A 21,775-nucleotide genomic window follows, 5' to 3' on the forward strand; every position below is an offset into this window, starting at 1 on the left:
GAGCGGAGACCATCCCCCATGCCGCACTGGTCCGTCTACACCGGCGAGAACGAGCCGCACGACGGCATCGACCACCTCCCCGCCCCACCGCCCTGGCGTGCCTTCGACGGCGGGCCCGCCCTGCCGCCGCCGCACGACGGCGACGACGCGACGGCCGTCTCCCCCGACCGCGTACACCGGGCGAAGTCGTACGTGGCCACCCCGGAGAGCGTCCGGCTCGTCAACGCCGCGCTCTGCCTGCGCCGCCCCCTGCTCGTCACCGGCCCGCCCGGCACCGGCAAGTCCTCGCTCGCGTATGCGGTGGCGCGCGAGCTGCGCCTCGGCCCGGTGCTGCGCTGGAACATCACCAGCCGCAGCACCCTCGCCGACGGCCTCTACCAGTACGACCCGCTGTCCCGGCTGTACGCGGCCCGGGAGCGGCAGGACCGGCCCGGCCGTTCCGCCGGTGACGTCGAGGACCACCTCCGCCTCGGCCCGCTCGGCACGGCCCTGCTCCCCTACGAGCGGCCCCGCGCCCTGCTCGTCGACGAGATAGACAAGAGCGACCTCGACCTGCCGAACGACCTGCTGAACGTCCTGGAGGAGGGCCAGTACGAGATCCCGGAACTGGTCCGTGCCGCCCGCCACTCCGGCGACGGCGCGGTCGAGGTCCTCACGGACGGCACGGACACCCCGGCCACCGTCCACCGCGGGCGGGTCCGCTGCCGGGCCTTCCCGTTCGTCGTGCTGACCAGCAACGGCGAACGCGAGTTCCCGCCCGCCTTCCTGCGCCGCTGCGTCCGGCTGAAGCTGCGCCGCCCCGACCGGGACCAGCTCACCGACATCGTCCGCGCCCACCTGGACACCCCGGACGGTCACGCGGACCGTCTGATCACCCGCTTCCTGGAGCGGGCGGGCGGCGGCGAACTCGCCACCGACCAGCTGCTGAACGCCCTCTACCTCACGGGAGTCGCGGGCCTCGACGCCGAGTCCCGCGACGACCTCGCCGAGCAGCTGATGCCGTACCTCAGCGCGACGGCCGACGGCGATGGCTTCTGACCACGGCACCGGGCCGTCCCCGGTCGCCCGGCTGGCCGCGGCCCTGTCCGCGGCCGGCGCGTCGCCGACACCGCGGGAGCTGGCCGAACTGCTGTGGATGGCCGCCCAGTTGGACCCGGACCGGCAGGAGGAGGAGCCTCCGGGAGAGCCCGGCGACGGCACCGCCCCGTCGTCCACCGTGCCCGCACCCGAGGAAAGCGCCCCCAAGGAGTCGGACACTCCCGCCCCCGTCCCCCCACAAACGGAGCCGGTCCGCCCCACCCCCGACCGCGTCCCGCTGACCCTGCCCGCCCCCCGCTCCCCGCACCACCGGCACGACTCCCCGGGCGGCGGCGGATCCCCCCTCCTCGCCCCCGCGCCCCCGATGCTGCCCCACCCCCTCGCACTCCAGCGCGCCCTGCGCCCGCTGAAGCGCAAGGTGCCCTCCCCGCACGTCCGGGTGCTGGACGAGCGGGCGACGGCCGACCGCATCGCCCGGCTCGGCGCCCACCCCGACGTGTGGTTCCCGGTCCTGCGCCCGGCCCCCGACCGCTGGCTGCGCCTGAACCTCGTGCACGACACCGGCCCCACCATGCCGGTCTGGCGCCCCCTGGTGAGCGAACTGCACACCGCGCTCGCCCAGTCGGGCATCTTCCGTACGGTCACCCTGCACCCGGCGACCCCGGACGGCCGGGCCCGTCACGTCCCCGTCCTCGGCGACGGCCGCACCGTCACCCTGGTCGTCAGCGACTGCATGGGCCCGCAGTGGCGTCCGGGCGAGGCGGGCGACCGCTGGTACCGCACCCTGCGCCGCTGGGCCCGCCACATGCCCCTCGCCGTGGTCCAGCCCCTCCCGGAACACCTCTGGCCCACCACCGCACTCCCCGCCGAACCGGGCCTGCTGACCTCCCCGTCCACGGCGGCCCCCTCGGCGACCCTCGCCTTCACCCCCTACGAAGCCGCACCACCCCCCGGCCAGGCCCTCCCCATCCCGGTCCTGGAACCGGGCGCCCCCTGGCTCGCCCACTGGGCGGCCCTGGTCGCCGACCCGGGCGGCGCCCGCACCCCTGGCGCGGCGGCATGGCTGCCGCCCTCCCCCGCGCCGCCCGCCGAACCGACCCCCGACATCGCCTCGTCCTCCCCGGAGGACCTGGTCCTGCGCTTCCGCGCGACCGCGTCCCCGGAGGCCTTCCGTCTCGCCGGGCACCTCGCACTGGCGGTCCCCTCCGTCCCGGTGATGCGCCTCGTCCAGCGCACCGTGGGCCGCGACCCGCGCCCCCAGCACCTGGCCGAGGTGATCCTCAGCGGCATGCTCACCTCCGTCCCCGGCCCACCCGGCTCCTACGAGTTCCGCCCCGGCGTACGAGAGCTGCTCCTGCGCTCCCTCCCCCGCACGACCCGGGGCCGCACCCGCGAGTTCCTCGAACAGGTCGGAGGGCTGATCGACGAACGGGCGGGACTCGCGGCCGGCGAGTTCCGCGCCGAGACGACGGACGAACGTGGCGGCTCGGGCAGGGCGTTCGCGACGGTGAGCGAGGAGACGGTACGACGGCTCGGCCACCGCACCCGCCCCACGATCCTCTTCGAGGCCGACGAACTCACCGGCCACCCCGAGGCCCGTATCACCCTCGAATACGCGGTGCACGAGATGCTCTCCCGCGGCGCCCTCACCGCTTCCCAGTTCGACGTGAGGGTCCGCGGCAACGGCTACGTCGTCCACACCGAACCCGGCACCTATGTGCTCCCCGTGCTGGTCGCGGTCCTGCGCGGGCTGCCCGAGGTGCTCACCGGGCTGGTGGACCCGCCGCGTCTGACGGTGACGTTCTGGGACCGGCCCACCCCGCCGCCGGAGGCACCGCCCGTGCCCGCCGACATCCAGGTGGTCGTCTCCCCGGACGTCTACGAGCAGTTCGCCGACAGCTCGGCGGCGCAGGGGCCGCAGCGCTTCCAGCCCCTCTACCGGGGCGGCGCCACGGACACCCCGCCCGTCGCCTGGTACTGCCCGCTGTCCCCTGCCACGGCCGCCGACGAACCCGAGGCCCGCGACCTGGTGCGGGGCCCCTTCATCACGCACGACCTGCGCCGGCTCGGCATACCGGCCCCGGGCCGCACGGCCATCGTCCACACCCAGCCCGACGGCCCGCTCACCCTCCTCAACCCCGCCCAGCCGCACGGCGACCGGCCGCCGCGGCTCGAGACGTACTACGAGGTGGACCTCACCACCCACCAGTCCCACCACTGGGTCTCCCTGCCGAGCTCCGGCAAGGGCGCCTTCACCGCCGCGGTCGAGCTGTCCTGGCGGGTGGACGACCCGGTCGCCTTCGTGCGCGCCGAGGTCACCCGGGTGTCCGAGCCGCTGCTCGGCCATCTGCTGGAGGAGGCGGCCCGTATCACCCGCCGCCATCCACTGCGCCGGGCGGGCGCGGCCCAGCGCGCGGTCAACGCCGGGCTGCGCAGGTGGCCGGTGCCGGGGCTGTCGGTGGCGGCGTCGGTGCAGCTGGCCCGGGAGGGGGCGCCCCCGCCCGGCATGCCGCAGCAGGTCCCGGCCCGGTCGGCACGTCCGCTGTCCGGGCTCTTCGGCGAGGCCGAGACCGTGCTGCTCGGCTTCGACGGCCCCATGGCCCGCCTGTTCTCGGCGACCGCCGCCCGCGAGGCCGCGCTCGACCTGCTCGCCCTCGTCACCGAGCATCGCGACCCGCAGGACGCCCTGACGGGCCGGCCCCTGGCCGTCGCCGCGGCGCGAGAGACGTTCGTGCATCCGCTCGACGTCCTGCGGGCCTTCGCCCAGGACCGGCTCGGTCCCCTGCTCCGCGAACGTCTCGACACGCTCGAACTGCGCGCGGTCCCCGACGCGCCGACGACCCACAACTCCGTGCCGCTGGTCCGGGCCCTGCACGACTCCGGCCGCCGTGTCAGCGTGGTCACGGACGTCAGCGCACCGGCCGTACACCGCTACGTCGAGCCCTACGGCCTCCCCCTGGCCGGCATCCACGCCCGCGGCGAGGACCTCACCCTGCTGACCCCGCACCCCGACTGCCTCCTGCGCGCGATGCACTCCTTGGGCGGCGCCGCCGCGACCGGCGTACTGATCGGCTCCACGGTCGCCGAACTCACCGCCGCCCAGCAGGCCGGAGTGCGCTTCGTCGGCCTCGCCCGCAACACCACCGCCGCCAGGCAGCTCGACGAGGCGGGCTGCGAAACCACCGTCACCTCCCTGGCACCGCTCCTGGAGGCCGCGCGCTCCCTCTAGGTCCCCTCAGCTCGAACAGGGGGACCTCACTTGGGGGAGCGCGTGCCAGGCGCCGAGGTCGAGTCCCCCGTTCGGCGGCACCCCGCCCGGCCCCCTCAGAAAGGCGCCCCCATCCCCTCCCGCGCACGATGCGAAGGGAGGCCCGCCGCCTGGCGGCCCCACGTCTGCGAGGCCCGCCGCCTGGCGGCCTCCCACGGTCTGTGCTCTCGGGAGGACCTGCCATGACCGCCAGTCTGGAGCAGTTGCGCCGCTGCCACTTCGCCGTCGACCTGGGGGCGGCCCGCACACGCGTCTACGTCAAGGGCGCCGGGCTCGTCGTCGACCAGCCGTCCGTCGCCGCCGTGAACACCCGCACCGGCGCGCTGATCGCGGTCGGCGAGTTCGCGGAGAAGATGATGGGCCGCACACCGGACTTCATCCGGGTGGTACGGCCGGTTTCCGGCGGCACCGTCGTCGACATCGAGATGGCGCAGCGCATGCTGCGGCACCTGCTCGGCGACAAGATGCGCCGCAGCCTGCGCCGCAAGCCGATCCTGCGCGCCGCGGCCTGCACCCCGCACGACGCCGATCCGCTCGCCCAGCGCGCCGCCGTCGAGACGCTGGTCGGTCTCGGGGTTCGCCGCGTGGAGCTGGTCGACACGCTGATCGCCGCCGCCGTGGGCTGCGGACTGCCCGTGGAGCAGCCCGAGGCCACGATGGTCATGGTGTGCGGTGCCGCGGCGACGCAGGTGGCGGTGCTGTCCCTCGGCTCGATCGTCACCGCCGAGCGCATCCCGGTGGGCGGCGAGGCCGTCGACCACGCGATCGTGCAGCACCTGCGGCACGAGCACGAGCTGATGCTGCCCAGCCAGTCGGTACGGCCGTTGCAGCTCGCGTTGTCCGGCAACGGCCTCACCTCGCAGGGCCCGGCCTCGACGGAGATCCACGGGCGGGACGTCGCCACCGGCCTGGCCCGCTCCGTCCAGGTCGACACCGCCGCCGTACGGGACGCCATCCAGGCGCCGCTCACCGCCGTCCTGGACGGCATCGGCAAGGTTCTGCGGGCCTGCCCGCCCGATCTGGTCGCCGACCTCGTCGACCGGGGGATCATGATGGTCGGCGGCAGTGCGCTGCTGCCGGGCCTGGACCAGATGCTGCGTCAGGCGACGGGTATGCCCGTGCACATCGCCGAGCGGCCGGACGTGTGCGCCGTGCAGGGCCTCGGCGCGATGCTGGAGGGCAGGCTCGAACCGCTGGCGCTGGATCCGCTGGGTTCCTGAGCCGCCGGAGTGCGAGGCCCTCGGCGGGTCTCAGCGGGCGAACCAGCAGCGCACGGCCGTCCCGCCGTCTCCCCTGTGCACCCGCACCAGGTCGGCGATGAGATTCACCAGCAGCAGCCCGCGCCCGCCGCGCTGGTCGCGGGGCACGGGCCGACGCCCGGCCAGCGGGTCCGTGAGCCGCCCTTCGTCGCGCACCTCGCAGACCACGTACTCGTTCTCGGCCCACACCCGCAGCGCCCCGGAACCGCCGCCGTGCACCACGCTGTTGGTGGTGAGCTCGGCCGTGGCGAGGGCCAGGTCGTCCAGCTTGACGCCGGTGAGTCCGAGCCGCGCGCCCTCCCCGACGGCCACGTGCCGGGCCTGGGAGAGCGAGCCGGAGTCGAAGGCGAACGTCAGCGCGTCCGGCACGGGCGGCAGCGCCTCGTTGTAGCGGGTGACGACCTCCCCGGGGGCGTACGCGTCGCTGCCCTGCTCCAGCCGGGAGCCGGAGGGGATGACGGTCGGGTGGGTGGCGTAGGCGTCGGCGAGGACGTGCTCGGGGAGCTGCCCGACGTCGTACGGACACAGGATGGTCGCCGTACGGCCCTGGAAGGCGGCGTTGATGAGCGCCTCGTGCTGGACGCAGGCGGGGTACTCGGTGTCGGAGCGCCCGGCCCAGATGGGCTCGCCGATGATCCGCACCCGGCGTCCGGGCGGCTGGGCGTCGGCGAACGCGCGTAGCACGCCGGGGATGATCCGCCCGGGGTTGCGGCCGGCCTCGCGCATGTCCAGGAGCCGCACCGCCTCGGCGGCCTCGCCCAGGGCGTCCCGGATCAGCGCGAGGTTCTTGCCGGGCACCGCGACGGCCACGGGGTCGCCGGCCGCCAGGCCCTCGCGCACGAAGGACACGGTGACGTCGAGGTACTCCTCCTCGTCGCGGTAGAAGAGCGCGGGATGGACGAAGGGCTCCAGGGGGCCGAAGGGGTCGGCCACGGCAGCGGTCATGACCCCGATACCTCGATCCCGGCATGGTCGGGCCACAGCAGGTCCAGCGTCCGCCGCAGGGCCGGCGGCGGCCGCCGCACGACGAACCGCCGGCCGTCCCCGAGCTGTCCGGCCGCGGCCGCCAGCGCACCCGCTCCCGCGACGTCGACGAACGTCACGTCGGACAACTCCAGGTAGTACACGTCCTCATCCTCGCGAACGGCCTGCTCCAGTACGCCTTCCCAGATCGCACGTGTCGTCAGGACGACCTCGCCCGCCGCCCGGACACCCTGCCGTCCGGACAACGGGAACACCGCCAGGCCCGGCACGGGTCCACGAGACCCCGCCGCCGGCACCCGATACTGAGTGTTCAAGCCCCTCTCCCCACACTTGTGGACCACAGCGCTCGTACCCGTCCGGGAGAAGCTCATTCCCCGCAGTTGTGTGTAGTACGCCGTACGGGGGGCAGGCGCACCTCACACCGACGTCGACGGGGGCGAGTGACGTCGTGCGGTTCCTGCAAGGAGGAACACGACCGACGAGGACCGAGAAGGCGGTGACATGACGTCAGCGGCATCACCACATCGCACAGGAGGGCTGGACACACTGGTCATCAGTGGCCGCGTGGGCGCGGACCGGGCTGAGCTCACCCCGTGCGGTGAGCTGGTTCACGGCTGCGCGGACATACTGGCCAGGACCCTGGCCGAGCTGCCGCCCACGATCACGCGGGTGGACCTGGACATGGAGGGCGTGCACTTCATGGACACGGCGGGCCTGCAGTTCCTCGAGGTGCTGAGCGACTTCGCCCGGCAGCGATTCGTGACGGTCACGACCACGAACTGGAACGGCCAGCCGCGCCGGATCCTGGAACTGGCGGGCCTGGACCCGACCGACCCCCTGCGCGCCACGCCCCACCCCGACCCGGAGCCTGTCCAGCCGTCGGCCCCGGCCCCGTCCGCGGTCGCACTGGAACGCACGGAGCGTCTGCACGTCCTCCAGGAGGAGGTCGAGCAGCTGCGCCAGGCCATCGCCTCGCGCCCGGTCATCGACCAGGCCCGAGGCATCCTCATGGCCACGCACGGCTGCACGTCCGACGAGGCCTGGCACATCCTCCGCGAGACCTCACAGCTCTCCAACACCAAGCTCCGCGACGTGGCCGCCGCCGTGACGGCCGGCGCGAAGTCCGACGGCCCCCGCCCGTCCCCCGCCCTCCGCGAGGCCTTGCAGCGAGCCCTCACCCGCCGCCGCCGAGCCTGAGACCGAGCCCGAGGACTTCCCCCGGGCCGCCCGGGCCCCACCCCTGGCGGCCCCGGCGGCCGACGCGCACCCGCCCCACCGACCCCTCCCGACCGACCACCTGCCTCCCTCAGCCGACCACCTGTCTCCCTGGACCGACCGGGTACCGGCCAGGGCCGACCGACGGGTCCTCCCACCCCGACCGGCTGTCGATCCGCGCCGCGACGGCCCCTACCGGGCCGCCCCGGACCAATCGGCCATCACCTCACAGCCGGCATGACGGCCTCCGCTGTCGCTGACCCGCTCCCCGCCGGTCACAGCGCTCGTCTTCCCACCCGCGCGGGGCCGGGCCCTGGCCCGCCTCCACCCGGGCCGCTCGCCCCGGCCACGGTGCTCCGCAGCCCACCGGGGTACTCGGCCGGCCACGGCCGGAGCGCAGCGCACGGCCGCCCCGGTCCCACCGGCACCGGCAGGAGGCATCCCGATGAGCGATCACACCCCGTCCCAGGCCGAGGGCGACCGCGACGACCAGCAGGACACGCCCGACCGCACCGCGCCACCGCACCCCACGCCGTCCCAGGCCGAGGGCGACCGCGACGACACGGCCACCGAGGACGACGAGACCGGTTCCTAGCGGCACCCCGACCCACATGCACTAGCCCACTCGCCCGTCGCACAACCTGGACGTGCCGTCCTCGTTGTGAGCGATGTGCCTCGCGCGAACACACGACCGGCAGACCGACGAGCGACCACCGCACGGGCGGTGATCAACGACGATCCGGCGCTGCGGGCGGCCTACGGGCTGTGCCGGCGCCGGACCAGGGAGCAGGACCCGGCGGAGTACGCGCTGATCCAGCTGGTGCCCGCTGCGCTGCGCCCGGCCTGCTGGGCCCTGTGGGCGGCGGCCAACGCGCTCGACGACCTGGGCGACGACCGCACCGCGCCCGCCGCCGAACGGGCCGCCCGGGTCGAGGAGTGGATCACCGCCCTGCACCGCGAACTGCCCGCCGGCTCCAGCCCGGACCCGGTCCGCCACGCCCTGGTCGACACCGCGGCGCGCTGGCGCCTGGACCTGTCCGAACTGCACGGCGCCATGGTCCAGGTCCAGGACGACACCTCCGGCAGACACTTCACCGACTGGGCCGCGTGGCGTACCTGGGGCCGGGACAACCTGCTGCCCTGGTTCGGCCAGGTCCGCACCCTCTTCGACCGGGCCGGCGTCCCCGTGGCGCTCCGTCTGGACACCCGGGAGACCTACGAGGAGTTCCTCGACGGCGTCCGGCTCACGGACATCCTCACCGACCTGTCCGCCGACCTCGCCCAGGGCGACCTCCTCCTGCCCGACGAGGCCGTGCGGCCCTTCCCCGGGGCCGCGGACGACCTGGCGCACCGGCGCTGGAGCCCCGCCGTCGCCGCCCTGGTCACGCAGCTGACCGGCCTGGCCCGCCAGTGGGTGAGCCAGGAGGGCCTGAGCCGCGGCATGCACCCCGGGCCCGCCACCGTCCTGCACACCATGGCCGCCCTGCTGCGCGCCCAGCTCGACACGATCGGCTCCGCCGGCCCGGCCCTCCTGCGGCACCCGCCCCGGCCCCCGCTCCGCACCCGGGCCCGCATCCTCGTCCCCGCCCGGTCCCGCGCCGCCCTGGCCTGGAGCCTGACTCCGCTGACGGTGCCCCCCGCACCGCCCGCCGGGCACGGCAGCCCGCCCCCGGCCGACCGGACGTCACGCACCCGTGGCTTCCGGCCCCCGCCACCGCACCCCGACGGCCATCGGCCCCCGGACGTCCCGCCGGGCCGGCTCCCCGCCCACGTCGCCGTGATCATGGATGGCAACGGCCGCTGGGCCCAGCAGCGCGGCCTGCCCCGGCACGAGGGGCACCGGGCCGGCGCCGCCGCCGTCCGCGAGGTGGTGCACGGCGCCCTGGACATCGGCCTGCGGCACCTGACGCTCTACACCTTCTCCACCGAGAACTGGCACCGCGATCCGGAGGAGGTCGACGCGATCCTCGACCTCCTGCGCCGCGAGGTCGTCGACGACCCCTTCCGCGACCTCGACGTCCGGCTGCGCTGGCACGGCCGCACCGGCCGCCTGCCGCCCGACCTGGCCGACCTCCTCGACCTGCGGGAGCGCGGCACCCGCACCCGCACCGGCCTGACGCTGACGATGTGCATCGACTACGGCGGCCGCGACGAGCTCACCCGCACCGCCGCCGCCCTCGCCCGCCGGGCCCGGGCCGGCCATCTCGATCCCGACCTGATCGGCGAGGAGGACTTCGCGCGGTACCTGCCCCGTCCGGACATGCCGGACGTCGACCTGCTCTGGCGCACCGGCAACGAGCAGCGCATCTCCAACTTCCTGCCCTGGCACACGGCCTACGCCGAGCTGCACTTCACGCCGGACCTCTGGCCCGACACCGACCGCCGCCACCTGTGGCGGGCGATCACCACGTACACCCACCGCCAACGCCGCCACGGCACCGCTCCGGTGGGCACTCAGGGCGATGCGCAGGTCCGGGGTCTTACGGAGCGACCGGGTCGGTGAAGCCCTGGTCGCTCAGCGCCTTGTCGATGCGGGCACGGTGGTTCGCCTCCCAGGCGTCGAGGGATTCCTCGGCCTCCTTGGCCAGTTTCGCCCGAGCCGCCGCGAGGATCTCCTCCCGTCGGGCGGCGGGCGTGACGACGATGCCTTCCTCGTCGGCGACCACGATGTCACCGGGGTGCACGAGCACGCCGCCGACGCGGGCCGGCTCACCGAGCGCACCGACCTCCTTCTTGGTTCCGGGGATCGGGATGACACCGCGCGAGAAGACGGGAAAGCCCGCCTCGCGCACCTCGCCGAGATCACGGATGACACCGTCGACCACGAAGGCCGCGACACCGCGGCGCTGGGCGACGGCGCACACATTGCCGCCGGCCAGCGCGTAGTCCACGTCGCCCGATTCCACGACGATGACGGAGCCGGGCTCGGCGCGGTAGATCGCGGCGTGCAGCATCAGGTTGTCGCCGGGCACGCACCGCACGGTGTACGCGGGACCCGCGATGCGGGGCGAGTTCCACAGCGGACGGATGCCGGTGTCCATGACCTGTGCACGGCCCAGCAGGTCGGCGAGGGTGGTGGGAGGAACGTCCTTGAACGGAGAAGTCACACCGGGAATCCAAGCAACAAGGCACCAGCCCACGCCACTTGGTTCCAGCCAGTGATCACGGCAGGCCGGGCCGGAGTAGTACGCCTGCGGGGTACGGTGGCGACGTCGTACCAAGGGGGAGCGGAATGCGCTACATCTTCATCGGGTCCGGGGCGGTCGGCGGTTCGATCGGGGGGCGGTTGCACGAAAGCGGCCGGTCCGTCGTCCTGGTCGCCCGCGGCGCGCACTTCGAGGCGCTGCGCGACGACGGGCTGCGGCTGAAGGTCCCCACCGGCACGCTCACCCTCGACGTGCCCGCCGTGGCACGGCCGGAGGACGTCGAACTGCGTGAGGACGACGTGCTCGTACTCGCCGTCAAGACCCAGGACAGCGTGGCCGCCTTGGACACCTGGGCCGCGCGGCCGGTGGCGGGCGGCGGCACGGCGGGCGAACGCCTGCCTCTGGTGTGCGCCCAGAACGGAGTGGAGAACGAGCGCCTGGCGCTGCGCCGCTTCCACGAGGTGTACGGCATGTGCGTCATCCTGCCCAGCACCTACCTGAACCCGGGTGAGGTCGTCGCGCCCTGCGGCCCGTACACCGGCGCCCTGGTCATCGGCCGGTACGGGACGGGCTCGGACGAGACCGCCCGGCGGATCGCGGACGACCTGGAGAAGGCCCACTTGCTGGCTCCGGTGGTGACGGACGTGATGCGCTGGAAGTACGGCAAACTCCTCGCCAACGTGGTCGAGGCCGTGTGCGGCTCCGCCTCGGACGCCACGGCGCGGGATCTGATCGTCCGGGCGAAGGCCGAGGGCGCCGCGGTCCTCGACGCCGCGGGCATCGCCTACGCGAGCGAGTCCGAGATCACCGAGCTGCGCAGCGGGACGGTCGACCCGCAGCCGATCGCCGGCGAACGCACTCGCGGCTCGTCCTGGCAGAGCCTGGCGCGAGGCGCGGGATCGATCGAGACGGACTACCTCAACGGGGAGATCGTGCTGCTCGGCCGGGAGCACGGCGTGCCCACCCCGGTGAACGCGGCCCTGCAGCACGCCGCCCGGGAGAGCGTTGGCCGGAGCCGGGAGCCGGGCAGCGTGACGGCCGAGGAACTGAGCAGGCACATCGAAGCCGTATGAAAACGGCTCTGCGCGTGTAGCGCCTGGTGGGGCGGGTGGAACTCGAACCCACGGCCGACGGATCATGAGTCCTTTTCAGCTCTTCCGATCCGTCCCCAAGCTTGCCTCGATCTTCCTGTAACCGCAGGTCAGATGCTCTTTGCCGTTCTGGCTCTGCGCCAGCCTTCCTGATCCTTCCGGGCCCTTCCGTCCCCTGCGTGTCCCCTGGCGGTCCGCAGAGCCCTCCTGTGAGGAGAACGTCCGACGGGGAGAGCCGGCCCTGCTTCCGCCTGTGTTTCAGTTCCATCCGCAGGTCGGCGAGAAAGAGGGTGAACGCGTCCTCGGTCCCCAGCGCGCGATGGCAGTCACGGGCAGCCTGGAGCAGCCGTGCCAGGTGCTCGTAGGCGCGGTCACCCGTCGGCTCCTTCGACCGCTCGATCAGCCGCAGGTACACGCCGAGCGCCTCGGGGTCGTGGCGGGCGGCCAGCAGTCCGGCCAGGACGCGGCGTTGGACGTCGTAGAGCACATCGCCCGTCCCGCTGACGTAAGCATCCTCGTCCCCGGCGACCCGCCGCAGCACGCCGTGGCGCAGCAGCAGCCGTACGACGGCGGCGAGGTCCAGTCGCTCGTCGCGCCGCTCCAGCCTGAACGCGATCCCTGTCGCGGCCAGTTGCGGGTCGGCGGCCTCCAGCACCACCTGTTCGGCGAGACGGCCGAGCGCGATCTGCGCCTCCCCGCGCTCCAGTACGGCGAGCGCCAGGCACAGCAGCACATAGCGGCGGCGGGTGAACGGCGCACCGGCGCGGGACGCCTCGCGGGCCCGGTGGGTGGCGTCGGCGGGGGCGCCAGGTGCCTTGCGCAACCGGGCGACCTCCGCGTCCACGCGCAGCGACCAGCCGGTGTTGCGCAAGCAGCGCGTCGATCAGCACGGGACCGCCATACCGGCCGCCGCGCTCACGGCGGGCGTCCTCCCTCAGGACGGCCAGGCCCGGCCACACGCTCGGCCTCCAGCACTGCGCCGCCTGAGCCGCAGAGCGCAGCTGCCGGTAGGCGGCCAGAGACCGCCGGTGTCCACGATCAGTCGTTCCACGGATCGTCCAGGGTCAGCAGATCACGGGTGGCCAGCACATACCCCGAAGGCGTCGTCGAGGGTCGACGTAGGGCAGGACGGATTCCCCCCGTTGGGACCGAGAGGCGGTCCAACACCTCGGAAAGCGAGGCGAGTTCGGGCAAGCCGATGTCCCCGCGGTGGCCGTGCGGGACGTCATTCAGGGAGGAAGGCGCGCGAACGCGACCCCTATTTTGATCAACGTCTTCGAGAGGTCGCGTTCGTCACATCCAGAGACGGACAAGCGGGCTATCAGCGCATGTCCGCAGGCGAGTTGCCCATATCGCCAGGTGAGAGCGCACGAGCCCCGGACGGAAACCCCGAATCGTCTCACCCAGGGGGCGTGTGGTTAGATGGCAACTGCACGGACACCTGGATCCGCCGCGCGGTGAATTAGGAGCTTGGCCCTTCGATGTGGAAGGCTGCATTCGTCTCCCATTGAGTTGCCTGAGCGTTGTTGTGGGAGCGCATGGAAGTTCCGGAAGTCGTCCGTGCCGGATGACGTGCACGATATACCGCAATTCTTCCGCGAATCGATCGGGGTGAAGCTCTGCCGCCCGCAGCGTGGTCGGCGGAGTCTCTTGCAGACTCCTGCGGAGTCTGCGCGCGACAGGCAGATACGACTCGATGACGAGCGATCTGGTCAGTCGATCGTTGTTACGGTCCAATTCCGTACCGTCATTCCAGGTCAGCAGCGCCCAACCCACCGCTGACCGGCTGAGGTTGTGGCAGGAAGTGCCTCTGGCGCGCCACACCAGCAATGCTGTGTGGTGACTCATCCGGCATGAAAATGTGAGACGCAGCGTAGGAGTGGAATGTCTGACATCACTGGCGTGTCCGCACGCGAAATCGTCGATAGCCGTGGCAATCCCACTGTCGAGGTGGACGTTCGCCTGGCCGACGGCTCCCTGGGCAGGGCCGCGGTGCCCTCCGGCGCCTCGACTGGTACCCGGGAAGCGGTCGAACTCCGCGACTCCGACCCCTCCCGTTTCCGGGGAAAGGGTGTCACGCGGGCGGTTGCTGCAGTAAACGGAGAAATCGCGGAGGCGGTGCACGGGCTTCCGGCTGAAGCACAGTCCACTGTGGACCGGCTGATGATCGAGCTCGACGGGACGGAAAACAAGGGGCGCCTCGGGGCCAACGCTACGCTGGGCGTCTCGCTCGCGGTCGCCAAGGCAGCGGCCGCGTCGCACGAAATGCCCCTGTACCGCTATGTCGGCGGCACTTTCGCTCATGTTCTCCCGACCCCGATGATCAATATCATCAACGGTGGCGTCCACGCCGACAATGCGCTTGATTTCCAGGAATTCATGATCGCGCCGGTGGGTGCGACCTCGATGGCCGAGGCCGTCCGTATCGGCTCCGAGGTCTTCCACACCCTGCGGAGCCTTCTCCGCGCTGCCGGACACAACACCAATGTCGGCGACGAGGGCGGGTTCGCGCCCGACCTGGCTACGGCGGACGAGGCACTCGAGTTCATCGTCAAGGCCATCGAAAAGAGCGGATTCCGGCCCGGCCACGACGTCGCGTTGCTGCTGGACCCCGCATCCTCCGAGTTCTACCGCGACGGGGCCTACCACTACGCGGGCGAGAACCGCGTCCGGTCGGTCACCGAGCACGCCGACTACCTCACCGACCTGACGTCCCGATTCCCGATCGTGTCGATCGAGGACGGCATGGCCCAGGACGACTTCGAGGGCTGGAAGTACCTCACCGACGCCATCGGCTCCACCTGCCAGCTGGTCGGCGACGACGTCTTCTGCACCAACGTCCGCCTGCTCCAGGACGGCATTGACCGGGGCATCGCCAACTCGATCCTGGTCAAGGTGAACCAGATCGGCACCCTGACGGAAATGCTGGACACAGCGAACACAGCCTTCCGCGCCGGCTACTCCGTGGTGATGTCGCACCGCTCGGGCGAGACCGAGGACACGACCATCGCCGATCTCGCGGTCGCCCTCAACTGCGGTCAGATCAAAACGGGTTCGCTGTCGCGGGCCGACCGAACGGCCAAGTACAACCAGCTGATCCGGATCGAGGAGGAGCTGGGATCCGAGTCGGTCTACGGCGGAGTGAAGTTCTTCAACGGCATCAGCTGAACATGGGAGCCACGGCCGCGGTCGTCGTGCCCGGAAAGAAATGTAGAGATTGAGCATCCTCTTACTCCACAAATCCAACGCCAGCCGTCGCGGCCACCTGGCGAAAGCCGCAGAGTACGCGAAGAAGAACGGTGACCGGCTTCTTGTCGTCGTGAAGGATCCGACCTGGGAGAAGGAGTTCGCCGACGTCGTGGTGTCGGTGGACACCTCGGACATCGAGGCCTCGGTCGCCGCGGTACGCGCGCTCGCGGCGACGGAGCAGGAACCCATCCGGGCGGTCGCGGCGTTAGTCGGGCACAGCGTGCCCGCCGCCGCCGCGGTCGCCGCCGACCTGGGACTTCCCTTCGTCGGCGAACAGGCGGCGCGCACGGTGCGCGACAAGTACGCCATGCGCGAGGCCTTCGCCTCGGGGAACGTGCCGCAGCCGGCCTACGGACTGGCCCGGACGCTGGACGAGGCCGTGACGCAGGCCGCCCGCATCGGCTTCCCGCTGGTGCTGAAGCCGCTCATCGACAACGACAGCGGCTACTTCCGGCGGGTGGATGACGTCGCCGAACTCACCGAGCACTTCCCGGTGGTGCAGCGCGGCGCCTGGTCCGGAATCGCGCACAATCCGCTGTACGCCTGGATGGTAGAAACTTATGACTCGGCCATCCTGCTGGAGGAGTACCTACCGGGCGCGGAGGTCAGCGTCGAGTCGATGGTCGTCGATGGCCGGGCCCACGTGGTCGCCATCCATGACAAGCCCCTCGCCATGGAGGGCCCCTACTTCGTCGACGTCCACTACGCGACCCCCAGCCGGCTGCCGGCGGAGGTGCAAGAGCGGATCGTCGAGCTCACCGCTGCCTCGCACCGGGCCGTCGGCATCCAGACGGGAGCCGTTCACACGGAGTTCCGGGTCCAGAGAGATGGCACGCCGAAGATCCTGGAGACGGCGGCGCGACTCGGGGGCGGGCCGGTCTACCAGTCGGTTCTGTTGAGCACCGGGGTCGACATGGTCGCGGCGGTGCTCGATGTAGCGTCTGGCCGAACACCGGATCTCACTCCCAAACCCAAGCCCACGCCTGCCGGTTTCTACCTGTTCTTCGCGGAGAAGGCCGGGCGGATCAGTGGGATCAGCGGGGTGGAAGAAGCCTGCCGCAATCCCCGCGTGCATGAGCTCTCGCTCTACCGGAAGGTGGGGGACTTTGTCGATGTTCCGCCGCGCGTCTGGCAGTCGCATGGCCATGTGATCTTTACCGCTGACAGTGACAACGGACTCGTTGAGACCTTCGACGAGCTTGTGAAGTCCCTCAGGATCGAGATCGAATAATGCTTTCGACGAGGGTCCGGGCGTGTCACCTGAGGAGTTATCAGTGAAAATCAGGAACGAACTGGCGCCGTATCTTGCGGGCTATGAGGACAAATTCACGAGCAAGGGCGAGATCCGCTGGCTCCCGCATCTTCTCTTCTTCCACCCACAATCGCATCGTTCGGACGTGGTAAACACCGACTCGATCGGTTTCCGGTACGCCACGGACGGCGACCGCAGCTATTCGGTGGCCGACCAGGGGGACGCCGAGTCGGTACGGCTCCTGGCCGGCAGTTCCACCGTCTTCGGCATCGGTGCCAGCTCCGACGCCTGGACGCTGCCCTCGCGGCTGAACGCCCACGACGACCGGCCCGGTACCTGGCTCAACTTCGGCGGCCGCAGCTTCAACTCGACACAGGAGCTCCTCCTGCTCACGCTCTATCGCCACCTGCTGCCGAAGGTGGACGAGATCGTGCTGTTCTCCGGGTTCAACAACCTGAGCCTGGCCCGCATGCCGCAGATGCGGGAGGAGGACCACGGCACCTTCTTCCAGTACACGACGTACCAGGACATCTTCGCTCAGCACGCGAAGACGAAGTCCTCGATGCGCAGTCTGCTGCGTCGGGAGAAGGAAGCGCCCGCGCCGGCCGCGCCGAGCATCGACGAGCAGATCACCTACGCCGCCGACCTCACGCTGCGGCACCTGAGCGGCTGGAAGGCCCTGGCCTCCACCTGGGGCGCGAAGATCACCTACATCCTTCAGCCGCTGTCGGGCTGGGTGCGCGACAAGGGGAGTCGGGAAGAGGAACTCATCTTCGACGAGCTTGAGCAGCACGGCGGTTTCGCCGCGATGTACGGCGACATTCTGAGCCGCGAGGTGAACATCGAATACGCGGCGATGCTGGAGCAGGGCGCGAAGGAAATGGGCATCGACTTCGTCAACTTCAGTCCCATCCTGGCCGATTCCGCCCAGCAGGACCAGTGGCTCTTTATCGACCGGATCCACCTGACCGACCACGGTCATGATTTCGTTGCCAGCAAGATCTTGGAAAACATCTAACCCTGGAGCCCGCATGTCGTTCATCAAATCCTTGATCGGCCGCATTTTTCGCCGGAAGAAGTCCAAGAAGCCGGACGCATCCATTTACCCGATGTTCTGAGGCCGGTCGAGCACAGCAAGAGAGCACCCAATGTGGCGTGAGACGTACCGCCGGTGTGTCGACCCGGAGATCTTTCTGGGCACCACCGTGATCCAGACACTCATGGCCGAGGTCGCGTCTGTTGATCCCGAGACCGATCCTCCGAACCTGTCCGTCACGCTCGACGAGGCCTCCTCGTGGCGGAACGAACAGGGCAGCGCCTATCGAGAGTTAACAGACTCTGCCGACCGGACCGAGGCATCAAGAACCCTGGCGCACGCGCTGCTCCGCCAGTCCGGGCCCCTCGCCTCGACGCTCGGGGCGTGGCTGCAGGGCATGAGCGCACCCGGGGTCTTCGAGGACGAGGTCCACCTCAGGATCCTGGCCCTATTAGCCGACGACATCGGCGTCGGCGGGCCGCGCTCGTCGCGCTACGACGCCTTCAAAGCCCTCGCGACGCAGTACGGCCGTCCCGAACTGGCTGTGGACGCCGACGAACTGGCCGCCGAGCGGCCGGTCCGGGACCACATGTTCGCACTGCCCGCGGCCTTGTTCGCGATCAGCCGACGCAGCGACGAGTTCGCGCCTCTGATCGTCGGCATCGATGTAGTGCTGCGTTCCATCGGCATGCTCCCCTGCTGGGAGGCGCTCCGCGCCAGCGATGGCGCCCCGGCCGAGTGGGCGCGCCTGGACCTGGCGCAGTCCACGGGGGCCACCGACATCACGGCGCCCCAGGACCTCTCGCGTGGCGTGGCCGAGAAGTTCTGCGCGACCGGCGAGGCCGCGCGCCGCCAGGTCGCGTTCGGCGCGGCCTGGATGCTCGACGCCCTGCGGTCGTGGAACGAGCTGCTGCTCGACGAGGCCCGCGCCGCGCTGCACCCGCAGCGTGCGATGGAACAACTGATCCGGGAGCGGGCCCGAGAAGGCGCCGTCTACCACCAGAACTTCCGGATGGGCGACGGAGACTCGCTTTCCGAGCTGCTGGAGCGGGCTAAGACCGACCCAGGTCCGCTGCTGAAGAAGCTGGCCGCGACCCGCATGGTCAAGCCGGGCAACGCCGAGCGCAGCTCGCTGGTCAACGGCCTGATCGGCCCGAAGGGCCCGATGTTCCGGGTCTTCTCGGCCGACGACGTCGAGGTGATCTCGAAGTGGATCGACTCGCTGGCCGACTCCGAGCCGGAGCCCGCGCCGCCGTCGGCCGCGCGGGTCCCGAGCGCGCCGGCCCCCGGCCTCCTCGACCGGACGGCCGAGGCGGGCGTGGTGCCGACCGATGTCCGCGAGGCGTACTTCGTGCTGCAGGGACGCGTGCTGGCCCCGGGCACCCGCGACTTCGCCCTCCGGTACGTGAACCGCTGGCTGGCCCGGGCGAAGCGGTCGCTGGGCCGCACGGACCGTTCGCTGCCCGAGCGGTGGACGTCCGCCGGACTGCGTCCCTGGCTGCTGGACATGCACGACAAGCACGGCGTCGAGTTCGAGACCGGCAGGTTGGGCGACATGCCGACCCGCGAGCAGGTCATCGACGAGACCCTGCAGCTGGCGCCGCTGACGCTGATCGACGGTTCGTGGCTGCAGGGCTTCACCGACGCGGGGCTCGCCACCACCCGGTACGGTTTCCCGCTGTTCGAGACGTACTGGGACGAGCTGGGCAACGGCGACATCGAGCTCAACCACCCCAAGATCTACCGCGACGTGCTGCGGGAGATGGGCATAGAGCTCGCGCCCACCGGCAGCCGGGAGTTCGCCTACGACACCCGGTTCCGCGAGGAGTCGCTGGAGCGGCCGGTCTACTGGCTGTGCCTGGGTAAGCTGCCGCACACCTTCATGCCGGAGATCCTCGGCATGAACCTGGCGATGGAACTCTCCGGCGTCGGCGGCAGCTATCGCACCGCCCGGCGCTTCCTGAAGCACTACGGCTTCTCCACGCACTTCGTCGATCTGCACAACACGATCGACAACGTGTCCACCGGCCACTCGGCCTGGGCCGCCGACGCCATCGACACCCACATGCGCACGGTGTCGAAGCTGTCGACCCCGGCGGAGTCCGCCACCGAATGGGAGCGGATCCGCATCGGCTATGAGTCGCTTGCCCCGCTGCCGTCGTCCACGGTCGCCGATCGGATCAGCGACCGATTCCTTACAACTCCGTGGAAACCTCGATCGCAAGGCGGGTCGCTGTTCCACCACGCACCGGTGGGGGTGTCCTGATGTCCATGTATACGCTGGGAATTTCGGCCTACTATCACGACAGCGCGGCCGCGTTGGTACGCGACGGCGTTGTAGCCGCCGCCGCGCAGCAGGAGCGTTTCAGCAGGGTCCGACACGATTCCGCGTTCCCGACGGACGCGATCGCGTACTGCCTGGACCACGCAGGGATATCCCTGGCAGAACTCGACGCCGTCATCTACTACGAGGACCCGAACCTGAAGTACGGGCGGGTGCTGTCCTCGTTCGCCAGCGCCGGCCCGCGTGGCCTCCGACCGTTCTCGGCCGTCCTGCCGGAATGGCTGCGCTGGAAGCGCGACGTCCTGAAGCTCGTGGACGCCGAGCTCGTGGCGATGGGCCGCGGCACTGCGCCGCGGGCCGTCGCCTCGCAGCACCACCGCTCACACGCCGCATCGGCGTTCTTCCCGTCGCCGTTCGAGAACGCGGCGGTGCTCACGATCGACGGCGTCGGCGAATGGCAGACCACCACGATCTGGCACGGCCGCGGCAACTCCCTGGAACTGGTCAACTCGGTCTCCTATCCGCACTCGGTGGGAATGCTCTACTCGGCGTTCACCTACTACTGCGGCTTCAAGGTCGACTCCGGCGAGTACAAGCTGATGGGCCTGGCGCCCTACGGCGAGCCGCGGTACGCGGACGTCATCCGCCGGGAACTGGTGCACATCCGCCCCGACGGCTCGTTCACGCTGAACATGAGGTACTTCGAGTTCCACCAGGGCCGCCGCATGGTCGGGCGCGCCTTCGAGGAGCTGTTCGGCGCGCCGATCCGGGACGCGGAGAGCGAACTGGAGCAGCGCCACTGCGACCTGGCGGCCTCCGTCCAGGTGGTCACCGAGGAGATCGTGCTGGGCCTGGCACGGGCGGCGGTCGAGCAGACCGGCGAACGCGCGCTCGTCATGGCCGGCGGCGTCGCCCTGAACTGCGTCGCCAACGGCGTGCTCAGCCGCTCCGGCATCGTCGACGACCTGTGGATCCAGCCGGCGGCCGGCGACGCGGGCTGCGCGCTGGGCGCCGCACTCGACCACTCGGTTCCGGCGCACGGCCGACCGCACCTGACCGGCGGCGGCGACGGCATGTCCGGCGCGCTGCTCGGGCCGAGCTTCTCCGACGGCGAGATCGAGAAGTTCTTGCAGGAGAACGGCTACGTCTTCACCACGTTCCCGCCGGACAAGCTGTACGACGAGGTGGCCGGCCACCTGGCCGACGGCGCCGTGGTGGGCTGGTTCCAGGGACGCATGGAATTCGGCCCCCGAGCCCTGGGCGCCCGGTCGATCATCGGCGACCCGCGCGACCAGTCCATGCAGAAGCGCATGAACCTCAAGATCAAGTTCCGCGAGTCGTTCCGGCCGTTCGCGCCGGCCGTCCTCGCCGAGGACGCCAAGGACTACTTCGGTCTGGTCGGCGACAGCCCGTACATGCTGGTGGTCGCCGAGGTCGCGGACCGGATCAAGACCGAGGCCTCGCTGAAGCCCGGCGGGCCGAGCCGCGGCCTGGGCAGCATCAACGAGGCCCGTTCCGAGCTGCCCGCCATTACGCACGTGGACCTCTCTGCCCGGGTGCAGACCGTTGCCGAGCGCGACAACGCCCCGTACGCCCGGCTCCTGAGCGCCTTCAAGGCGGCGACCGGCTGCCCGGTCCTGGTGAACACGTCGTTCAACGTGCGCGGCGAGCCCATCGTGCACACCCCCGAGGACGCCTACCGCTGCTTCATGCGCACCGGGATGGACGTGCTCGTCCTCGGCAGCCACGTACTGCACAAGGACGACCAGCCGCCGTTCGCCGAATCCGTCGACTGGCGCGACGAGATCCCGCTCGACTGACTAGGAATGGTCTCCATGCGTTTTGCAGCATCCGCGGTGTTCGTCGCGGTGTTCGTTCCGATTTCACTGTACCGACGACTGCGGGGATCGAGCCGTTTCGGTCCGCGCTTCCACCAGGGTTCCTCGGCCTGGG

General features: G+C 71.1%; 15 protein-coding genes and 1 pseudogene. 12 read left to right on the forward strand and 4 right to left on the reverse strand.

The window, feature by feature from the left end; all coding sequences use genetic code 11:
- Positions 1-18: 18 nt before the first annotated feature.
- The 3 genes from ACZ6TU_RS11850 (at position 19) to ACZ6TU_RS11860 (ending at position 5,526) form a co-directional block, all read left to right on the forward strand.
- On the forward strand, positions 19-1,038 hold the full coding sequence (locus tag ACZ6TU_RS11850) for an AAA family ATPase (RefSeq protein WP_469547949.1): 1,020 nt from the start codon (positions 19-21) through the stop codon (positions 1,036-1,038).
- Positions 1,028-4,267: an SAV_2336 N-terminal domain-related protein gene (locus ACZ6TU_RS11855; protein ID WP_467668845.1), complete on the forward strand. Its 3,240-nt coding sequence runs from the start codon at positions 1,028-1,030 to the stop codon at positions 4,265-4,267. Before ACZ6TU_RS11850 ends, ACZ6TU_RS11855 begins: the two co-directional genes overlap by 11 nt.
- 221 nt (positions 4,268-4,488) lie before the next feature.
- On the forward strand, positions 4,489-5,526 hold the full coding sequence (locus ACZ6TU_RS11860; RefSeq protein ID WP_469547951.1) for a rod shape-determining protein: 1,038 nt from the start codon (positions 4,489-4,491) through the stop codon (positions 5,524-5,526).
- 30 nt (positions 5,527-5,556) lie between these two features.
- On the opposite strand, the gene ACZ6TU_RS11865 is transcribed toward ACZ6TU_RS11860, so the two are convergent.
- Both ACZ6TU_RS11865 and ACZ6TU_RS11870 read right to left on the reverse strand, forming a co-directional pair.
- Positions 5,557-6,510: an anti-sigma factor RsbA family regulatory protein gene (locus ACZ6TU_RS11865; RefSeq protein WP_469547953.1), complete on the reverse strand. Its 954-nt coding sequence runs from the start codon at positions 6,508-6,510 to the stop codon at positions 5,557-5,559.
- Positions 6,507-6,863, reverse strand: coding sequence for an STAS domain-containing protein (locus ACZ6TU_RS11870; RefSeq protein WP_467668839.1), 357 nt, complete (start codon positions 6,861-6,863; stop codon positions 6,507-6,509). The genes ACZ6TU_RS11865 and ACZ6TU_RS11870 overlap by 4 nt, the downstream gene beginning before the upstream one ends.
- 187 nt (positions 6,864-7,050) lie before the next feature.
- Here ACZ6TU_RS11870 and ACZ6TU_RS11875 point away from each other — a divergent pair, with 187 nt between their 5' ends.
- The 3 genes from ACZ6TU_RS11875 to uppS all read left to right on the forward strand — a co-directional run bounded on the left by ACZ6TU_RS11875 (position 7,051) and on the right by uppS (position 10,267).
- Entirely contained in the window at positions 7,051-7,746 is a 696-nt protein-coding gene (locus ACZ6TU_RS11875) for an ANTAR domain-containing response regulator (protein ID WP_467668836.1), read from the forward strand.
- A gap of 463 nt (positions 7,747-8,209) precedes the next feature.
- Positions 8,210-8,359, forward strand: coding sequence for a hypothetical protein (locus ACZ6TU_RS11880; RefSeq protein ID WP_467668834.1), 150 nt, complete (start codon positions 8,210-8,212; stop codon positions 8,357-8,359).
- 129 nt (positions 8,360-8,488) lie between these two features.
- Entirely contained in the window at positions 8,489-10,267 is a 1,779-nt protein-coding gene (uppS, locus tag ACZ6TU_RS11885) for a polyprenyl diphosphate synthase (protein ID WP_469547956.1), read from the forward strand.
- Here uppS and ACZ6TU_RS11890 read toward each other — a convergent pair.
- Complete coding sequence (locus tag ACZ6TU_RS11890) at positions 10,245-10,871, reverse strand: RraA family protein (protein WP_469547958.1); 627 nt, start codon at positions 10,869-10,871, stop codon at positions 10,245-10,247. The genes uppS and ACZ6TU_RS11890 overlap by 23 nt on opposite strands.
- A 125-nt stretch (positions 10,872-10,996) precedes the next feature.
- On the opposite strand from ACZ6TU_RS11890, the gene ACZ6TU_RS11895 reads away from it, so the two are divergent.
- Positions 10,997-11,983, forward strand: coding sequence for a ketopantoate reductase family protein (locus ACZ6TU_RS11895; RefSeq protein WP_469547960.1), 987 nt, complete (start codon positions 10,997-10,999; stop codon positions 11,981-11,983).
- Positions 11,984-12,341: 358 nt separating this feature from the next.
- Here the strand turns inward: ACZ6TU_RS11895 and ACZ6TU_RS11900 are convergent.
- Positions 12,342-12,872, reverse strand: a pseudogene (locus ACZ6TU_RS11900) (TIGR02678 family protein); the annotation flags it as partial.
- 1,013 nt (positions 12,873-13,885) lie between these two features.
- Between ACZ6TU_RS11900 and eno the strand changes: the two are divergent.
- The 5 genes from eno to ACZ6TU_RS11925 all read left to right on the forward strand — a co-directional run bounded on the left by eno (position 13,886) and on the right by ACZ6TU_RS11925 (position 21,642).
- Complete coding sequence (eno, locus tag ACZ6TU_RS11905; RefSeq protein ID WP_467668827.1) at positions 13,886-15,169, forward strand: phosphopyruvate hydratase; 1,284 nt, start codon at positions 13,886-13,888, stop codon at positions 15,167-15,169.
- A 49-nt stretch (positions 15,170-15,218) separates the two neighbouring features.
- Positions 15,219-16,481 (forward strand): ATP-grasp domain-containing protein, encoded by a 1,263-nt coding sequence (locus tag ACZ6TU_RS11910; RefSeq protein WP_469547962.1) that lies wholly within the window; start codon positions 15,219-15,221, stop codon positions 16,479-16,481.
- Between the two features lie 43 nt (positions 16,482-16,524).
- A complete protein-coding gene (locus tag ACZ6TU_RS11915) occupies positions 16,525-17,520 on the forward strand; it encodes an SGNH/GDSL hydrolase family protein (protein WP_467668823.1) in 996 nt (331 codons plus the stop codon).
- A gap of 130 nt (positions 17,521-17,650) precedes the next feature.
- Positions 17,651-19,804: an iron-containing redox enzyme family protein gene (locus ACZ6TU_RS11920; RefSeq protein ID WP_467668821.1), complete on the forward strand. Its 2,154-nt coding sequence runs from the start codon at positions 17,651-17,653 to the stop codon at positions 19,802-19,804.
- Positions 19,804-21,642: a carbamoyltransferase family protein gene (locus ACZ6TU_RS11925; RefSeq protein WP_469547965.1), complete on the forward strand. Its 1,839-nt coding sequence runs from the start codon at positions 19,804-19,806 to the stop codon at positions 21,640-21,642. The genes ACZ6TU_RS11920 and ACZ6TU_RS11925 overlap by 1 nt, the downstream gene beginning before the upstream one ends.
- Positions 21,643-21,775 lie beyond the last annotated feature (133 nt).

The sequence above is a fragment of the Streptomyces sp. NPDC052064 genome (genome assembly GCF_055585925.1).

Coding starts and splice junctions, on each gene's coding strand:
- ACZ6TU_RS11850 (WP_469547949.1), top strand. CDS start 19: ATGCCGCACTGGTCCGTCTACACCGGCGAGAACGAGCCGCACGACGGC.
- ACZ6TU_RS11855 (WP_467668845.1), top strand. CDS start 1,028: ATGGCTTCTGACCACGGCACCGGGCCGTCCCCGGTCGCCCGGCTGGCC.
- ACZ6TU_RS11860 (WP_469547951.1), top strand. CDS start 4,489: ATGACCGCCAGTCTGGAGCAGTTGCGCCGCTGCCACTTCGCCGTCGAC.
- ACZ6TU_RS11865 (WP_469547953.1), bottom strand. CDS start 6,510: ATGACCGCTGCCGTGGCCGACCCCTTCGGCCCCCTGGAGCCCTTCGTC.
- ACZ6TU_RS11875 (WP_467668836.1), top strand. CDS start 7,051: ATGACGTCAGCGGCATCACCACATCGCACAGGAGGGCTGGACACACTG.
- ACZ6TU_RS11880 (WP_467668834.1), top strand. CDS start 8,210: ATGAGCGATCACACCCCGTCCCAGGCCGAGGGCGACCGCGACGACCAG.
- ACZ6TU_RS11895 (WP_469547960.1), top strand. CDS start 10,997: ATGCGCTACATCTTCATCGGGTCCGGGGCGGTCGGCGGTTCGATCGGG.
- eno (WP_467668827.1), top strand. CDS start 13,886: ATGTCTGACATCACTGGCGTGTCCGCACGCGAAATCGTCGATAGCCGT.
- ACZ6TU_RS11920 (WP_467668821.1), top strand. CDS start 17,651: ATGTGGCGTGAGACGTACCGCCGGTGTGTCGACCCGGAGATCTTTCTG.
- ACZ6TU_RS11925 (WP_469547965.1), top strand. CDS start 19,804: ATGTCCATGTATACGCTGGGAATTTCGGCCTACTATCACGACAGCGCG.